The sequence below is a fragment of the Lysinibacillus sp. SGAir0095 genome, assembly GCF_005491425.1.
Taxonomy (GTDB): domain Bacteria; phylum Bacillota; class Bacilli; order Bacillales_A; family Planococcaceae; genus Ureibacillus.
Window position 1 is genome coordinate 2351275 of record NZ_CP028083.1, and the last position, 13844, is coordinate 2365118.

Sequence of the window (13844 nt, forward strand, 5' to 3'; positions counted from 1 at the left end):
TCTAAGATGTAAGTTTACATTTTTTTATATCCCATTTTGCAAGTCAAAAAAATATTGGCCAATACTAATACTTTAACTAAATTATAATACTCCAGAGCAAATTATGAACAACATATAATCATTCGACTTTTTTGTCCCTCTCATTAGCTTCTCGAATCGCTGCATCATCGGATCTACTTTCGGCTTAAATTTGAAAGGATTTCTTCTTTCCATCCCAAATTCCTCACGAGGATATAGTTGAGTTGAGAAAGTTAACTTTCCGTGTGCTGTATCTAGCGGATTAGTTAAAGTTTCTTCGCCTTCGAAATGTGGTGTCGATTCCGATTCTACATGTTGATTTTCTGAGTTTCTTGGCATTATATCATCTCCTTCGTATTCTAATATGAGTACGATGCCCTATCATTATTCACATTTAATACTATTATGTGATTTGTTCTCACATATTTTTTTATAATTATCCATGTAATTGTTTTGTTATATAATAATTATTTTCCTTTAGGATAAGCTAAAAAAAGATATTATATTAGAAATACTTTGACATAGTCTCAAAAATAAGGTAAATTACCAAAGGGCGAACAATTAATGCTCTTATTAAAAAAATATTCGTGATTTCGAGGTGTTCTTAGATGGAAAACGTATTTGATTATGAAGATATTCAATTAATTCCAAATAAATGTATAGTAGAAAGCCGTTCAGAATGTGATACTTCTATCATGTTTGGTGGCTTTAAATTTAAATTACCGGTTGTACCTGCAAACATGCAAACAATTATTGATGAAACAATTGCCATTAAATTAGCAGAAAATGGTTACTTTTATATCATGCATCGCTTCAATCCAGAAACACGTGCAGAATTTATTAAAAACATGCATTCTCGTAAATTAATTGCTTCTATTTCAGTTGGTGTTAAAGAAGAAGAGTATGCTTTCATTGAGCAATTAGCAGTAGAAGAACTTATTCCAGAATTTATCACAATCGATATTGCTCACGGACATTCAAACGCCGTAATTAATATGATTAAACATATTAAGTATCACTTACCACAAAGCTTTGTTATCGCTGGAAATGTTGGTACTCCTGAAGCAGTACGTGAGCTTGAAAATGCTGGTGCAGATGCAACAAAAGTTGGTATCGGACCAGGTAAAGTATGTATTACGAAAATTAAAACTGGCTTTGGCACTGGTGGATGGCAATTAGCAGCCCTTCGTTGGTGTGCTAAAGCTGCAACAAAACCAATTATTGCTGATGGTGGTATTCGTACAAATGGAGACATCGCTAAATCAGTTCGCTTCGGAGCATCTATGGTAATGATCGGTTCTCTATTTGCTGGACATGAAGAATCTCCAGGTCAAACTGTTGTAAAAGATGGCAAAATGTTCAAAGAGTACTTTGGATCTGCTTCTGAATTCCAAAAAGGCGAGAAGAAAAACGTTGAAGGTAAAAAAATGTACGTAGAACATAAAGGTTCTTTAATGGATACTTTAGTGGAAATGGAACAAGATTTACAATCATCGATTTCATATGCCGGCGGAAGCAAGTTAGACGCTATCCGTACTGTTGACTATGTAGTAGTTAAAAACTCTATCTTCAATGGGGATAAAGTTTATTAATAAGTCGGAGTAATTTAAAACGAGTAGACTTCATTTAACGATGAAATTCTACTCGTTTTTGTTATATAAATGATTAATTTACATTTCTCACAATTGTTCTATTGATTATCTAGATTATGAACTAAAAGCTTATATTCAACATACCATTTTTCCCATTCATCTTCAGGCAAAAATGTGGATTCCCCTGTCACAACATCATTAAATCGTAACAAACAAACATGCCATCCAGCTAAGTCTTTCGGAGTATGGTCTGTGAGATTCGTCAAGAATTGCTTCATGACTAAGAGAGTGCCTGAGTTCTCTGGAATGATTTCAAATCGAACCGTGTCTTCACCCCATTCGAATTGAAGAGCTTTATCATCTACATAATCTGTAATTTTTATTTTCTCAAGATTTCCTGACCCGTCATTATAATGAAAATTAATATTCCCACCTTTTCTTAGGTCTGTTATTTCAAGATGCTCCATCCAAAGTTTGAATTTTTCGTTGCTGATTAATAAAGGCCATACTTTTTCGGTTGGTACATCAAAATAGCGATCATATTCTGCTATATATCCAGCTTCACTTTTGTATATTTTTGCAAGCATATAAATTCCTCCTAAATAATGAAAATTAGTTGCATGGATAAGTATTTCATAATAAAAAAATAACCATACAAAAGATATGGTCCAGGTGTAGACAAAGTCGATTAACGTCTTTGTCTACATGTTTTTTCTTATTAAAAGAAAGATTAAGTAGAGTTTTTTATTCTTTGCTTGTATTAAACAATTTGAAATTACTTAATGGATAGATTCGGATTTTGGATTCTCCTAAAACGGAATCAGTCGGAATTAATCCGTAATGTCGACTATCGGAACTTCTTAAACGATTATCTCCTAAAACAAATAAATACCCTTCAGGAACTGTGTCATATCCCGTAATTTCTTCTAACGTAAAGTTTTCAGTTACTCTTATTTGAAGTGGGTTGCTATTATCACGATTCACATAGGATTCCTCATACTCGGTATTATTTATTATTAAAATATCATCCTTCATTTCAACAGTATCACCAGGTAAACCTATCACACGTTTTATATAATATTCATCCTCATAAGGAGCTTCAAAAACAACCTGATCAAATCGATTGATTTCACTTATTTTACTAACAATAATAACATCTTGATTCTCATATGTAGGCATCATGGAAGCACCTTTTACAACAAGTGGGGAAAAAACAAATTCTCGACAAATAAACGAAATGACAATTCCAAATAAAATAGCAACTAACCATGACATAAATTCACTTTTTGGCTTTGTTGGCTGTGTCATATAATATCCCCCCCTCTAGGTTCTAACTAAATTCCATTATTAATGGTTTTATTTATTTCTCGTTTAAACAAAATATATGTTCTGTATTTCTATACATGTATATCATGATGTATGTTTATATTATGATGTTTAGTTCTGTATCAGACTTTCCTTTAAGGCAATCCAAGTCCGATTTTGTTCAATTTGTACTGCTACAGGGCGTTCAAAAAAGTTTGACAAAGTGATCTCCGTTAAAAGTTCTTTGGATAATCCTTGACAAAATACTTCCCCATTTTTTAATAACAAGGTATGCGTAAAGCAAGGAAGAATCTCTTCTACATGATGTGTGACATAAATAAGTGTTGGACAATCCTTTGATTTCGATAATTCTTCGATAATTTTCAGCAATTCTTCCCGCGAAATAATATCTAAGCCATTACAGGGCTCATCTAATATCAGGATTTTTGGATGAGCCATCAAAGCTCTTGCAATTAATACTCTTTGACGTTCACCTTGTGATAAAGTTCCATATTCTCGATCTTGTAGATGCTCGCAATTTAATAATCCAATATATGATTGTGCTTGTTCAATATCTGTTTTTTCTACAGCATCCCATAGACCTATTGATGCAAACTTTCCACTTAAGACAATACTTAAGACACTTTCAAAATCTTTTATTTGTTGTTGGATAGATGCGCTTATTAGACCAATTTGTTTTCGTAAATCAGGTATGTATGTTTTACCAAATAATTCACCTAATACTTCCACATGACCATAAGTTGGATGCAGGTAGCCATTGATTACATTCAACAAAGTTGTTTTACCGGAACCATTCAATCCTAAAATCGACCAATGCTCTCCTTTTTTTACTTCCCAATCCACATTTTTTAAAATATCTATTTTGTTCTTAATAACTGTTACATCACTGAGATTAATCAATACAAAGCCCCTCCAATCCTAATCATCCATAGTCTTAATTTATTTTGGTAACTCACTATCTATCTAATTGCGATTGTTTTTTCTTGAATAATCGAACTATTTACTCTAGTTTAATACTTCTGATGCATAACTGTATAGTTAAATTGTATTAAAAGACCATTACAATTTCATTAAGTGTATCATTCCTTTACAATAAAATCCCACTCACAATAAAGTAAGTGGGATGTTTATCTATTATTTGCGGATAGTTTTTAAAGCCGTACTCCAAGAGATAAGTTGATCCAACATATCATTCACTGATTGAGTTTGTACATCTTTTGGTTTGAAAACTGTACCATTTTCAAAATCTGTAAATAAAGATAACGCTGGGTGTACACGAACATCTGCAACAAGCAATTCACCTAAAATGCCGCGTAAATGCTCTGCAGCCCGAGCTCCACCAACGGAACCGTAGCTGACAATTCCAGCTGCTTTATTGTTCCATTCCTCACGCAAGAAATCTAGAGCATTTTTTAATGCCCCTGAAATGGAGTGATTGTATTCTTGAGTGATAAAGACAAATCCATCACAACCAGCAATACTTCGAGACCACTCAGCAACACCCGATGCATCTCCACCTGGTTCTCCTAATAACGGCAATTTAAAGTTTGCAATATCAATGATTTCATATGTTGCATCTCCACGTCCATCTGCAATTCCTTTTACCCATTCCCCGACTTGTGGACTAACTCGCCCTTCACGAGTACTACCTAAGATAATACCGATTTTTATCATAATTTCTTCCTCCATCTTGTCATAATCCATTCATAACTACCAAATAATATGATGAAAAATACTTCAATTTATCCGTTAACTTTAGATAAAGAATTTTTCTTGGTAGTAATACTAAACATTATTACTTTTTCCAATATTTTAAATTCTAAACTTGTTTTGTTAAGTTCAAAGTAAGTATGCCACTTCTATTTCTAATTAGGTCTATGGATTTTCAATTGCAAGTCTTCAATTTTGTCAACAATACTCGGGAATCCTGCAATTTTGGGTAGGGAGCGTTGATCAACATGATTTCTTCGATCAGCCGCTATTGCGATGGACTTAAAAATTAATAGGTAATGAGCAATGATTTCATCATCTAAAATTGGACGAGTGTTTAATCTTGCACATTTATCAAATAAGAAGCCGAGTTCTTCTAGTGAATTTACAATTGGCCAATAATGTTCAATTGCTTTTTTATCCTTCGGTATTTCTCCTGTAGCAGTATCAAAAACTGTCTTTAAATTACGGATATTTGTCTCCATTTTGTTAAATTCAATATTTCGACCATAATCTTGATAGATTTTCTGGTTTGAAAACAATACATAAAATACTTGTTCCTGAGAACGAATTGTTTTTGCTACTAAATGTGGAAGCCGACTGGAGGCTGATTTTCGACCAACAAACCAAACACCGATTAATCCAATTATTACACCTATCAACACATCAATTAAACGTGTTGATGCTATAAATGCAAATGATAAATCCCCATTTGATCCGGCTTCAGCCATAATAAGTGCTGCGGGAGTAAAAAATAATGCTGCTAATCCATAATTTTTCACAATAAATAACTCGGTAATAAATGTTAGGAGAAAAATTAAAAGAGCGATGATGTATCCTGTGGGATGAAAAGAAATTATTATACTGGCTATTAATATTCCAAAAATTGTACCAAAACTTCGCTGGATTGCTCGATGAAAAGTAGCCACTACAGTCGCACCTGACATGACTGCAACGCATGATAGTGGGATCCAGAAGGACCGATTAAATTCAAATTCAAAAGCAAAGATCGCAGCAAATATCGTAAAAGCACCAAATCTTAACGCATTGATAAATATAATTGAATTCTTATCGAACGCTCCAAGTAAAATTCTTTTGGCTGATGGTTTTTGTATAGAAGCTTGAGCTTTTAGCGTAATACTTGAATCCATTAAACTATCTTTTGCTGCATTTATTTCCATAAAAACTTGTGCAATTTTCTCATCCATTTCATAAGGGTGATTTAAAAGTACCGAGGCAGCAGAATCGTACATATTTGTTGTATCGATAATCTCCGCTATTTTACGAAGAGATTCCCCTAATTCCACTGGTAGTATTGCCTTCTGTTCAGTTAACTTTTGCTCAATGGAAAAAAAATAGATCTTATTGGCATAATTATTTAATACAACTAAATGATTATAAAGATTCGCATTCCTCCAAGCTATATAACCAGAAGCAATCGTCTCATTTGCTTCCTTTAATGTTGCCATTACGCGATGCTGAGCATCATTTTCACTAGTTGTTCCAATAGCATCAAAGTAATTGGCAAGTTCGAGATAGCTTCTTTTAACGATATTTTTTTCAGGACCATGTGGATAAAAAAGCCACCCACTCATAGCAATAATCCATGATAATGCTCCACCCAAAAATGCTAACCCAGCTCGGCTTAATGCTTCCTCTGGTGCAATTGGCATCCCTGTTACCATGGCAAAAATAAGTACAAAAAAGATAGCGGATGGCCCAACTAACCGAAGTGCTCCAAATACAAAGATCCCTATCGCTCCAATAATTCCCATCATAATTGATGTTATTATAGGATATGGGGCAAGTATTGTTCCAATTAAAACGCAGCCAGTAATCGCTAAGACACACCATGCAAGTTTTTTTGCTAATTGTGCATAAGGAATCGGAAATACATAGAGAAATGTAAAACCACCCAAACCAGCAATCAAACCATTATGTAAGCTTCCAAAAAATAGTCCTATAGCTATTGGTAATCCAGCTGCAACTCCAGCTAAAAATGCTTTCAACCAGGGAAACGGTTTTTTATTAACTGTTAATGCCTGTCTAAAAATGGATCGTGAATCAACTTTTGTTTCCCCCATATAGTTCTCTCCTGACATGAATAATATTATTAGATTTCCCTCATTTAGATTCTGTATAATCACATTAAATGAATACAAAATAAAAATCGTCCGGTTCTAATTTAAAAGAACGGAACGATTGCTGATACACCTTATTATAACATAATAGGCTTAGAGGAATTATTATACGTATTCAAAGAGAAAAATAGCTAATAAGTAAACATTTTCATGATAAGATATAGAAAATTGGAGGTGTATAAATGGAAACGATTATCTATTACCAATACCTTTTACATAAACAATGGAAAGTTTATATTGCAGCTACAGAAAAAGGACTTTGTTATTTAGGAACAGAGCATTCTTCAATTGAGGAATTAGTAAAAGCCTGTATAAAGCAATTCCCTAATGGGAGACTGATAGAAGCAATCGATGAATTAACGATATATAAAAAAGAATTAATAGAATACTTTAACGGAGAAAGAACACAATTTGACTTCAATTTTGATGTTATTGGTACAACCTTCCAAATGAAAGTATGGAATGCACTAAGCTTAATCCCATACGGTAAGTCATTTTGTTATTCAGATATCGCAAATCAAATTGGAAACCCAAATGCCGTAAGAGCTGTAGGAACAGCAATTGGTTCTAATCCTGTTGCTATTGTAATCCCCTGTCACCGTGTACTAGGTAAAAACGGTACTCTAACAGGCTTTAGCGGTGGATTGGATGTTAAAGAAAAGCTATTAACACTTGAGAAAATTCCTTATAAAGGATGAGTTGCTCCCTTTCGTTTTTGCAATATATACTTAAGCTAAAACAAAAAGCATTCAGAATGATTCTGAGCATTCTGAATGCTTTTTCAAGATGGTGAGTATGCTGCATTACTCGATCACATATCCATTTTCATCTGTTTTTTGAAGTGGAATTTCAGATTTTGGTTTACGAACAAAGCACATTATGGCTGCAATGATTAACAAGATACCCTGTAATGAAATAATTCCCGATAAAACTGCTGCTATAATAAATAAAATGCCTGCTAATTTAGCATTTTTATTTACTTTTACTGCACCAATAACGCCCAATATAATTGCTATTATGCCTAATACTACAAATATCCAACCTATTCCACTTATAAAGGAAATAAAATCATCCATAAATAATAAGGCCTCATCTATTTCCGCTTCTGTTAATCCACTAGCATACATTTGACTTTCCATTTCACTTTGTATGAGTGGATCGTTCATTCCGGTATCTATTAGCATTTTACCACCAAATAACATCACTATTAAGAAACCTACTGCCAATACATTTAATATAGTTGCAATAATACTTAAAACTCTTTCGCCAGTTCTTTTCACTGTTTTTCCTCCCCTAAATACCTCTTCACATTTTCAACAACAGCTTCCACTGTACTTACAATAACTCCATTTCGTTTAATTATGCCTATGACAAATAAATTTCGATAAATAAACTGATTTTCTGTTCCATCTTTTATAAGAGCATTAATCTTTTCATGATTGTCTCGTCCTAGTTGACGCACATCAGAAAACAATGCGATAACTGGTCGATTATATGTTGAAAAAACACCAATCTCAGCTGCTACGCCAGAATCTATTTCAATCCCATCCAATACAGCAATTAACACATCACTATTCTGCAGTTTTGCCATGTCAGCTTCTGCGATTGCTAAACTATTTGCGAATGCTTGCTTGTCGTTAATCGCATCATTTTCCTGTGGGACGTATAAATCGATTTCCGGTATTGCCTTTCGAATTTCCTTAGCGATTAATTCATTTACTAATCGATCCCCTATTGAAAATAATCCATTTGCTAAATATGCCTTCATGTCTTTACCGCCTTTAATGTATGTATTTCATTATTTAAATATTACTAAATCAAATCAACCAGCCAAACGAAAAGCCAATAAAACCACCGATTAAATTTACACTTACGAACAATAATGCTAACTTATACTTTTTTGCTTCCAGTAACTTTACAATATCAAAAGCAAACGTAGAAAAGGTGGTAAATGCTCCTAAAATGCCAACAGTGAAAAAAGCTAATATAGTACTTGAATCTACTGCGATATTACTAGTAATCCCTAGCATAAAAGATCCAAATACATTGACTAAAGCTGTCGCCCAGTAAGAAGAAATCCTCTTTTTCACTATCCATAATTGAACCAAGTATCTAAGTGTTGCCCCCATACCTCCTCCAAAAGACACCATCATCCATTCCATGTTAGTTTCCCTCGATTCATACAATACCCAATCGATGCTGCTGTAAAACAAGCCAAGGTCATTGAAATCGCATAAACAATACCTATTAAAAAGTGCTCATTCAAAAGTGAAAACCAATTTCCGGTAAAGGTGGAAAAGGTAGTGAATGCCCCCATCATCCCTGTAGTTAAGAATAGCTTTAAAGGCTTATCTTTCTTTAGAAAGTATCCATTTAGACTCCCAAGAACAAAGCTGCCAAGAATATTTACTACCCAAAGCATGACCGAGGTATTTGTATATACTTGTACGATATATCTTAATAGGCTACCTACCATACCACCCAAAAATACTTGAATACCATTTTGCAAATGACTCTCTCCAATCAAAATCCATCAACCAGTATTCTATAATAAATTTTCTTGATGCAAAAATTCCATAAGAAGTTTCAGGACTTCAAACCATACTTTCGATTGCCAATATTATCAATATTATAATATATATCTATTGTCCTCTCACTTAGGAAAAGCATTTTTTTACCTTTCAGAAAATTGATTGAGAAGATTTTATTTAATTTTGGATTGCTTAAACAGCCCTATTCCGATAGCGCCAAATAATATTATAAGAATAACAGGTACAAACCCAATCCCCAAAGTTTCGATCTTTCCTAGGGCAACACGACCAATCTGGACTATCAAATATGCAAACATCATTAAACATATATTCTTAATGACATTTAATAATTTTCGACTATGCAAATAAAATTGTTCCACATTCGATTCGTTGATACGGCTAGGATAATTATGCATATGAGGGGCTTTTTCTAATAGACTCATTAAAACAAATAAAAATAGTCCAATAATTGGGAGGATAATAAACTCAAATTTAGACCCCCATCGATCCACTTCCCCTGCTGCGTTAAAATGCGCGGGGACATCATCAGGGATATTTCCCCAATTCATTACAACATAGAGAATGGCCCCTACAAAAAGTAAAATTCCAATCCCGTCTAAAGTTTTTTCAATTCTTGTTTTGGGTAATTTAAGAATAGGTCTGTAAGGTAAGTAATCTTTCATCCAGAACACCTCACTTTTACATATCTGTTGTTGTATAACTATACGTTTAAATTATGGAAAAGTTTCAAATCTATTTTACCATCTGAGCTAGAGGTCACCTCAATGACAAATTAATTAAAATTTTGATAAAAAATAGTTAAATTAAGGATATATGCAGGTTAATTATTTTAATTTAAGAATATAATCTAATAAGATATATTTAGAAATAACGGAAATGGAGTTAGCTACATGGATATGTCTGAAATAATAGAAGTGCTAAGGAAGCTAGATTCTGAACTTTACTATTACATAGATCAGTTCGGAATCTATATATACCTCTTGTTATTTTTAATTGTTTTTGGTAAAACGGGATTTGTTATTTTGTCTTTCTTACCTGGTGATTCCCTTCTGTTTGCCAGTGGTGCAATTGCTGCTGTAGGGGAGTTAAATATTTTTATTTTGTTAATATTACTTTTTGTCGCTACTTCTTTAGCAGATAGTAATAATTTTTTGATCGGACATGCTTTTAAAAAAATACCTACTGATAAGAATTATCTTACTAAGGTAATTCCACAATCAAGCATCGATAAAGCAAGCGATTTCTTGAGTGAGTATGAAAAAATTGCCATTACTTTCTCTCGTTTTATCCCTTTTATGCGAACAATGATACCGTTCATTGCTGGTTTTACTGGACATTCTTATAATACCTTCGTTCGGTATAATGTGCTGGGAGCGTTGATTTGGACTTTTGTATGGTTAGGAACCGGTTTTGGACTAGGAAATATCCCTTGGGTTGAAGATAACCTGTTATTTACTTTGGCTTTAATTACAGTCATTATGTTTATCCCTAGCATTTATGGTTTTACTAGTCATTTTCACAAGAAAAATTCAGCTATAACCAACAACAGTGAATTATAGCAAAAGAAGCTAATAGGGCACTTACTTCCTATTAGCTTCTTTCTATTTAGGTATTAACTTGATTGTTTTCATCCTCAAGTAGTTTATGCAAATATTCGATGATTTCGCGAATTCCATCCAGTGAATTTACTAGTATTTTCGGATCGACACAAGCAATCATGCGATCTTCCAAATTTGCTACTGCTGTAAAATAGCGAGTTTTTGAATAATTTACAAGTCCAACTTGCTTAATTTCATTTTCTGTAAGATTGATTATTTCCTTTGCTTCATTTACAACTAAACCATAATTTACGATATCCGTGTTTAGCACAACAATTCTACATAAATCACCTTGGCTTGTCTGATTATATAAAATCCGGTTAAAATCAATGATTGGAATAAGCTCTCCTCGTACTCTCCCAAAACCAAGCAAATAATTCGGTAAATGAGGAATTGGCGTAATACGGCTCAATTTTTCAATCGAAACAACCTGTTCTACTGGTACAGCGTATTCTTCTTTTCCACAACTAAATATAACGACTTTTTCAAATGACATTGTTTCACCCCAACTAAAAAGCTACTTTGAAGAACATTTTACTACTTCTATTAATAAATCGGCTAATTTTTCTAATTCTTCAATAGGCATACGTTCGTTTGTTGTATGAATTTCTTCATAACCAACCGAAAGATTCACTGTTGGAATACCAAATCCAGCAATTACATTTGCGTCGCTTCCACCACCTGATATTCCAAGTTGTGGTTTTCTCCCAACATTTTCGACAGCCTGCATTGCAATTTGAACAACACGATCAGCTTCTGTTACTGAGAATCCTGGATACATTAGTTTCACATCAACCTCCGCACGGCCTCCAAGACTTTCTGTTACATTCTCAAACGTTGCTTTCATATGATTCACTTGAGCGTCTAATTTTTCTTTGTTAATAGAACGTGCTTCGGCAAGAATATACACTTCATCACATACGATATTTGTTGCCTTGCCGCCTTCAAATCGACCAATATTCGCGGTTGTTTCTTCATCAATTCTGCCAAGGTCCATTTTCGCTACCGCTTTTGCTGCTAAGGTAATTGCAGAAATTCCTTTTTCAGGGGCTACACCAGCGTGAGCTGTTTTCCCGAAAATTTTCGTTTCCAGTTTAGCTTGGAATGGTGCTGCTGTTACAATTCCGCCTACTTTACCATCACTATCTACTGCAAAGCCTAATTTTGCTTCAATACGTGAAGGATCTAATTCTTTTGCTCCAACTAAACCACTTTCCTCACCAGCTGTGATGATAAATTGAATTGTTCCGTGTGCAATATCTTGTTCTTTTAATCGACGAGCCATTTCAAATAGTGCAGCCATTCCTGCTTTATCATCTGCTCCTAATATCGTAGTTCCGTCTGAATAAATGTAGCCATCTTCTCGAATCTCAGGTTTGATGCCAACACCTGGGACAACTGTATCCATATGAACAGTAAAATAGATAGGCTCTACATCAAGTGAACCTTTTAATGTTGCAATAATATTCCCTGCACCATGACCATTACGGGTATGAGCATCATCTTGATACACATCAAATCCCATTTCTTCTAACTTTTTAACGAGGATTGGCGCGATGATTTCTTCATGTTTTGTTTCCGAATCAATTTGGACTAGTTCTAAAAATTCATTTACTAAACGGCTATTCATGTTAATATCTCCCTTATCCTACAATATTCTTCTATTTTACGCTTCTCAATGAATGAAGACAACCCAGCTCTACTTCTATATCTCCAAAATATCCTTTTTCTTTAATTCGATTTCGTTTAGCTTTTCTTCAAGCAAGCCTAACTTCTTTTCCAATTTCAGCATTGTATTGCGTACATCGGCAATAACTTTTGAAACATGTTCTTTAGAAGAAGATATTTTTGAATGGATTGACCAAGCCGAAAATATATCATCAAAAACATAATCAGCAAATTTTACAAACCCATCTGTATTTACTGTCAAATGATTCGTAGATATATTTTGAATATCCAATAATTCATTTTTAAATCGTTGAAGTGCGATTTGTGCTTGGTGCATTTTACTTTCAGATTCATTTATTTTTTCATGCTTTAAATGTGTAGCGATAAAACCCCCTCCTAAAAATGTATCCCAGGTAGAGTAAGTACTAGCTGATTCTAATGAGGCAATTACATCATGTAATTTATTTATTGCATCATTACCCGCTATTTTTGCTTCATCAATTTCAATTTTCAACTTTTTGCAATTTAGTTCATCTTCCTCTAATTGTTCTAATGCTAACGCTATATTTGGTTGGTGTTCTTTAAGCCATAATTCTTTCTTGACTTTAATCATTTCGAGTTGATTTTTTATTTTTTCTTCATTGTATTTTGAAATCTCGTTATTTTTTTCTAATAAGTCTTCTGATAGATCATTTTTCATTTGTATTGCTTCGATTAATTTTAATTCAAGAGATGCTGCTTTATCTATTTTCTGTTCACGTAACTCTTCCTGTTTTCCAGTCCAGCTACGAATTAAATTAACAAAAGAAAAGGAATCTAGCTGTTCTAGTTTTGCTTTAAGGTTTTTAAGCTCTTCATCATATGTTTGAATTTCGCAACCTGTTTGCGTAATTTGATGAGTTAAAGTCTCTATTTGACTTTGCATTTTCTCAATTTTCATTAACTTTAAAAATAATTCTTCCTGTTCTTTATGAAGTCTTTCCCACGTCATCTTAAATCCCCCTTTTTTTAGATTACGGTTGAATGAATAAATAGTTTCACAATATAAAGGAAGAATGGATTAAATTTCTATGTATCTTATTAAGTTTAGTTCATAGCCAACTGAGTTCATGCTTATTTCTCGAACAAATAAGGTTGTCTCACTATTCGTGAAACAACCTCTTTTCATCGTTGTTGACTAGAAGATATATTCATCATTTTCAAAACAGACACGTCTATTTTGATTGTAGAAAAATGATT

Annotated in this window: 17 protein-coding genes; 3 read left to right on the top strand and 14 right to left on the bottom strand. The window is 33.5% G+C overall.

The window, feature by feature from the left end; genetic code table 11:
• Positions 1 to 81 precede the first annotated feature (81 nt).
• Entirely contained in the window at positions 82 to 357 is a 276-nt protein-coding gene (locus C1N55_RS11525) for a hypothetical protein (RefSeq protein WP_137728964.1), read from the bottom strand.
• A 269-nt stretch (positions 358 to 626) separates the two neighbouring features.
• On the opposite strand from C1N55_RS11525, the gene guaC reads away from it, so the two are divergent.
• Positions 627 to 1610: a GMP reductase gene (guaC, locus tag C1N55_RS11530; protein ID WP_137728965.1), complete on the top strand. Its 984-nt coding sequence runs from the start codon at positions 627 to 629 to the stop codon at positions 1608 to 1610.
• 98 nt (positions 1611 to 1708) lie between these two features.
• On the opposite strand, the gene C1N55_RS11535 is transcribed toward guaC, so the two are convergent.
• The 5 genes from C1N55_RS11535 to C1N55_RS11555 all read right to left on the bottom strand — a co-directional run bounded on the left by C1N55_RS11535 (position 1709) and on the right by C1N55_RS11555 (position 6730).
• On the bottom strand, positions 1709 to 2197 hold the full coding sequence (locus tag C1N55_RS11535) for an SRPBCC domain-containing protein (protein WP_137728966.1): 489 nt from the start codon (positions 2195 to 2197) through the stop codon (positions 1709 to 1711).
• Between the two features lie 157 nt (positions 2198 to 2354).
• Entirely contained in the window at positions 2355 to 2918 is a 564-nt protein-coding gene (gene lepB / locus C1N55_RS11540; RefSeq protein WP_137728967.1) for a signal peptidase I, read from the bottom strand.
• A gap of 129 nt (positions 2919 to 3047) precedes the next feature.
• Positions 3048 to 3836, bottom strand: a complete 789-nt coding sequence (locus C1N55_RS11545; protein WP_137728968.1) for an ABC transporter ATP-binding protein — start codon at positions 3834 to 3836, stop codon at positions 3048 to 3050.
• Between the two features lie 234 nt (positions 3837 to 4070).
• Entirely contained in the window at positions 4071 to 4610 is a 540-nt protein-coding gene (locus tag C1N55_RS11550) for an NADPH-dependent FMN reductase (RefSeq protein ID WP_137730628.1), read from the bottom strand.
• A gap of 191 nt (positions 4611 to 4801) precedes the next feature.
• Positions 4802 to 6730 (bottom strand): FUSC family protein, encoded by a 1929-nt coding sequence (locus C1N55_RS11555; protein ID WP_168193847.1) that lies wholly within the window; start codon positions 6728 to 6730, stop codon positions 4802 to 4804.
• A 239-nt stretch (positions 6731 to 6969) separates the two neighbouring features.
• On the opposite strand from C1N55_RS11555, the gene C1N55_RS11560 reads away from it, so the two are divergent.
• Complete coding sequence (locus C1N55_RS11560) at positions 6970 to 7485, top strand: methylated-DNA--[protein]-cysteine S-methyltransferase (protein ID WP_137728970.1); 516 nt, start codon at positions 6970 to 6972, stop codon at positions 7483 to 7485.
• A 105-nt stretch (positions 7486 to 7590) separates the two neighbouring features.
• On the opposite strand, the gene C1N55_RS11565 is transcribed toward C1N55_RS11560, so the two are convergent.
• The 5 genes from C1N55_RS11565 to C1N55_RS11585 form a co-directional block, all read right to left on the bottom strand.
• The gene (locus tag C1N55_RS11565; protein ID WP_137728971.1) at positions 7591 to 8067 is read right to left on the bottom strand and encodes a DUF4064 domain-containing protein; all 477 of its coding nucleotides are present in this window, start codon (positions 8065 to 8067) and stop codon (positions 7591 to 7593) included.
• On the bottom strand, positions 8064 to 8555 hold the full coding sequence (locus tag C1N55_RS11570; protein ID WP_137728972.1) for a nucleoside 2-deoxyribosyltransferase: 492 nt from the start codon (positions 8553 to 8555) through the stop codon (positions 8064 to 8066). Before C1N55_RS11570 ends, C1N55_RS11565 begins: the two co-directional genes overlap by 4 nt.
• Before the next feature lie 49 nt (positions 8556 to 8604).
• Complete coding sequence (gene crcB / locus C1N55_RS11575) at positions 8605 to 8949, bottom strand: fluoride efflux transporter CrcB (RefSeq protein ID WP_137728973.1); 345 nt, start codon at positions 8947 to 8949, stop codon at positions 8605 to 8607.
• The gene (locus C1N55_RS11580) at positions 8937 to 9296 is read right to left on the bottom strand and encodes a fluoride efflux transporter FluC (RefSeq protein WP_137728974.1); all 360 of its coding nucleotides are present in this window, start codon (positions 9294 to 9296) and stop codon (positions 8937 to 8939) included. Before C1N55_RS11580 ends, crcB begins: the two co-directional genes overlap by 13 nt.
• A 195-nt stretch (positions 9297 to 9491) precedes the next feature.
• Positions 9492 to 10001, bottom strand: a complete 510-nt coding sequence (locus C1N55_RS11585) for a DUF1648 domain-containing protein (protein ID WP_137728975.1) — start codon at positions 9999 to 10001, stop codon at positions 9492 to 9494.
• Positions 10002 to 10229: 228 nt separating this feature from the next.
• Here C1N55_RS11585 and C1N55_RS11590 point away from each other — a divergent pair, with 228 nt between their 5' ends.
• Positions 10230 to 10898, top strand: coding sequence for a VTT domain-containing protein (locus C1N55_RS11590; protein WP_240758282.1), 669 nt, complete (start codon positions 10230 to 10232; stop codon positions 10896 to 10898).
• A 46-nt stretch (positions 10899 to 10944) separates the two neighbouring features.
• Here the strand turns inward: C1N55_RS11590 and C1N55_RS11595 are convergent, their stop codons facing one another.
• The 3 genes from C1N55_RS11595 to C1N55_RS11605 all read right to left on the bottom strand — a co-directional run bounded on the left by C1N55_RS11595 (position 10945) and on the right by C1N55_RS11605 (position 13596).
• Entirely contained in the window at positions 10945 to 11433 is a 489-nt protein-coding gene (locus C1N55_RS11595) for a chemotaxis protein CheW (RefSeq protein WP_137728976.1), read from the bottom strand.
• A 21-nt stretch (positions 11434 to 11454) separates the two neighbouring features.
• Positions 11455 to 12567 (bottom strand): M20/M25/M40 family metallo-hydrolase, encoded by a 1113-nt coding sequence (locus tag C1N55_RS11600; protein ID WP_137728977.1) that lies wholly within the window; start codon positions 12565 to 12567, stop codon positions 11455 to 11457.
• 75 nt (positions 12568 to 12642) lie between these two features.
• Positions 12643 to 13596, bottom strand: coding sequence for a hypothetical protein (locus C1N55_RS11605; RefSeq protein WP_137728978.1), 954 nt, complete (start codon positions 13594 to 13596; stop codon positions 12643 to 12645).
• Between the last annotated feature and the right edge of the window lie 248 nt (positions 13597 to 13844).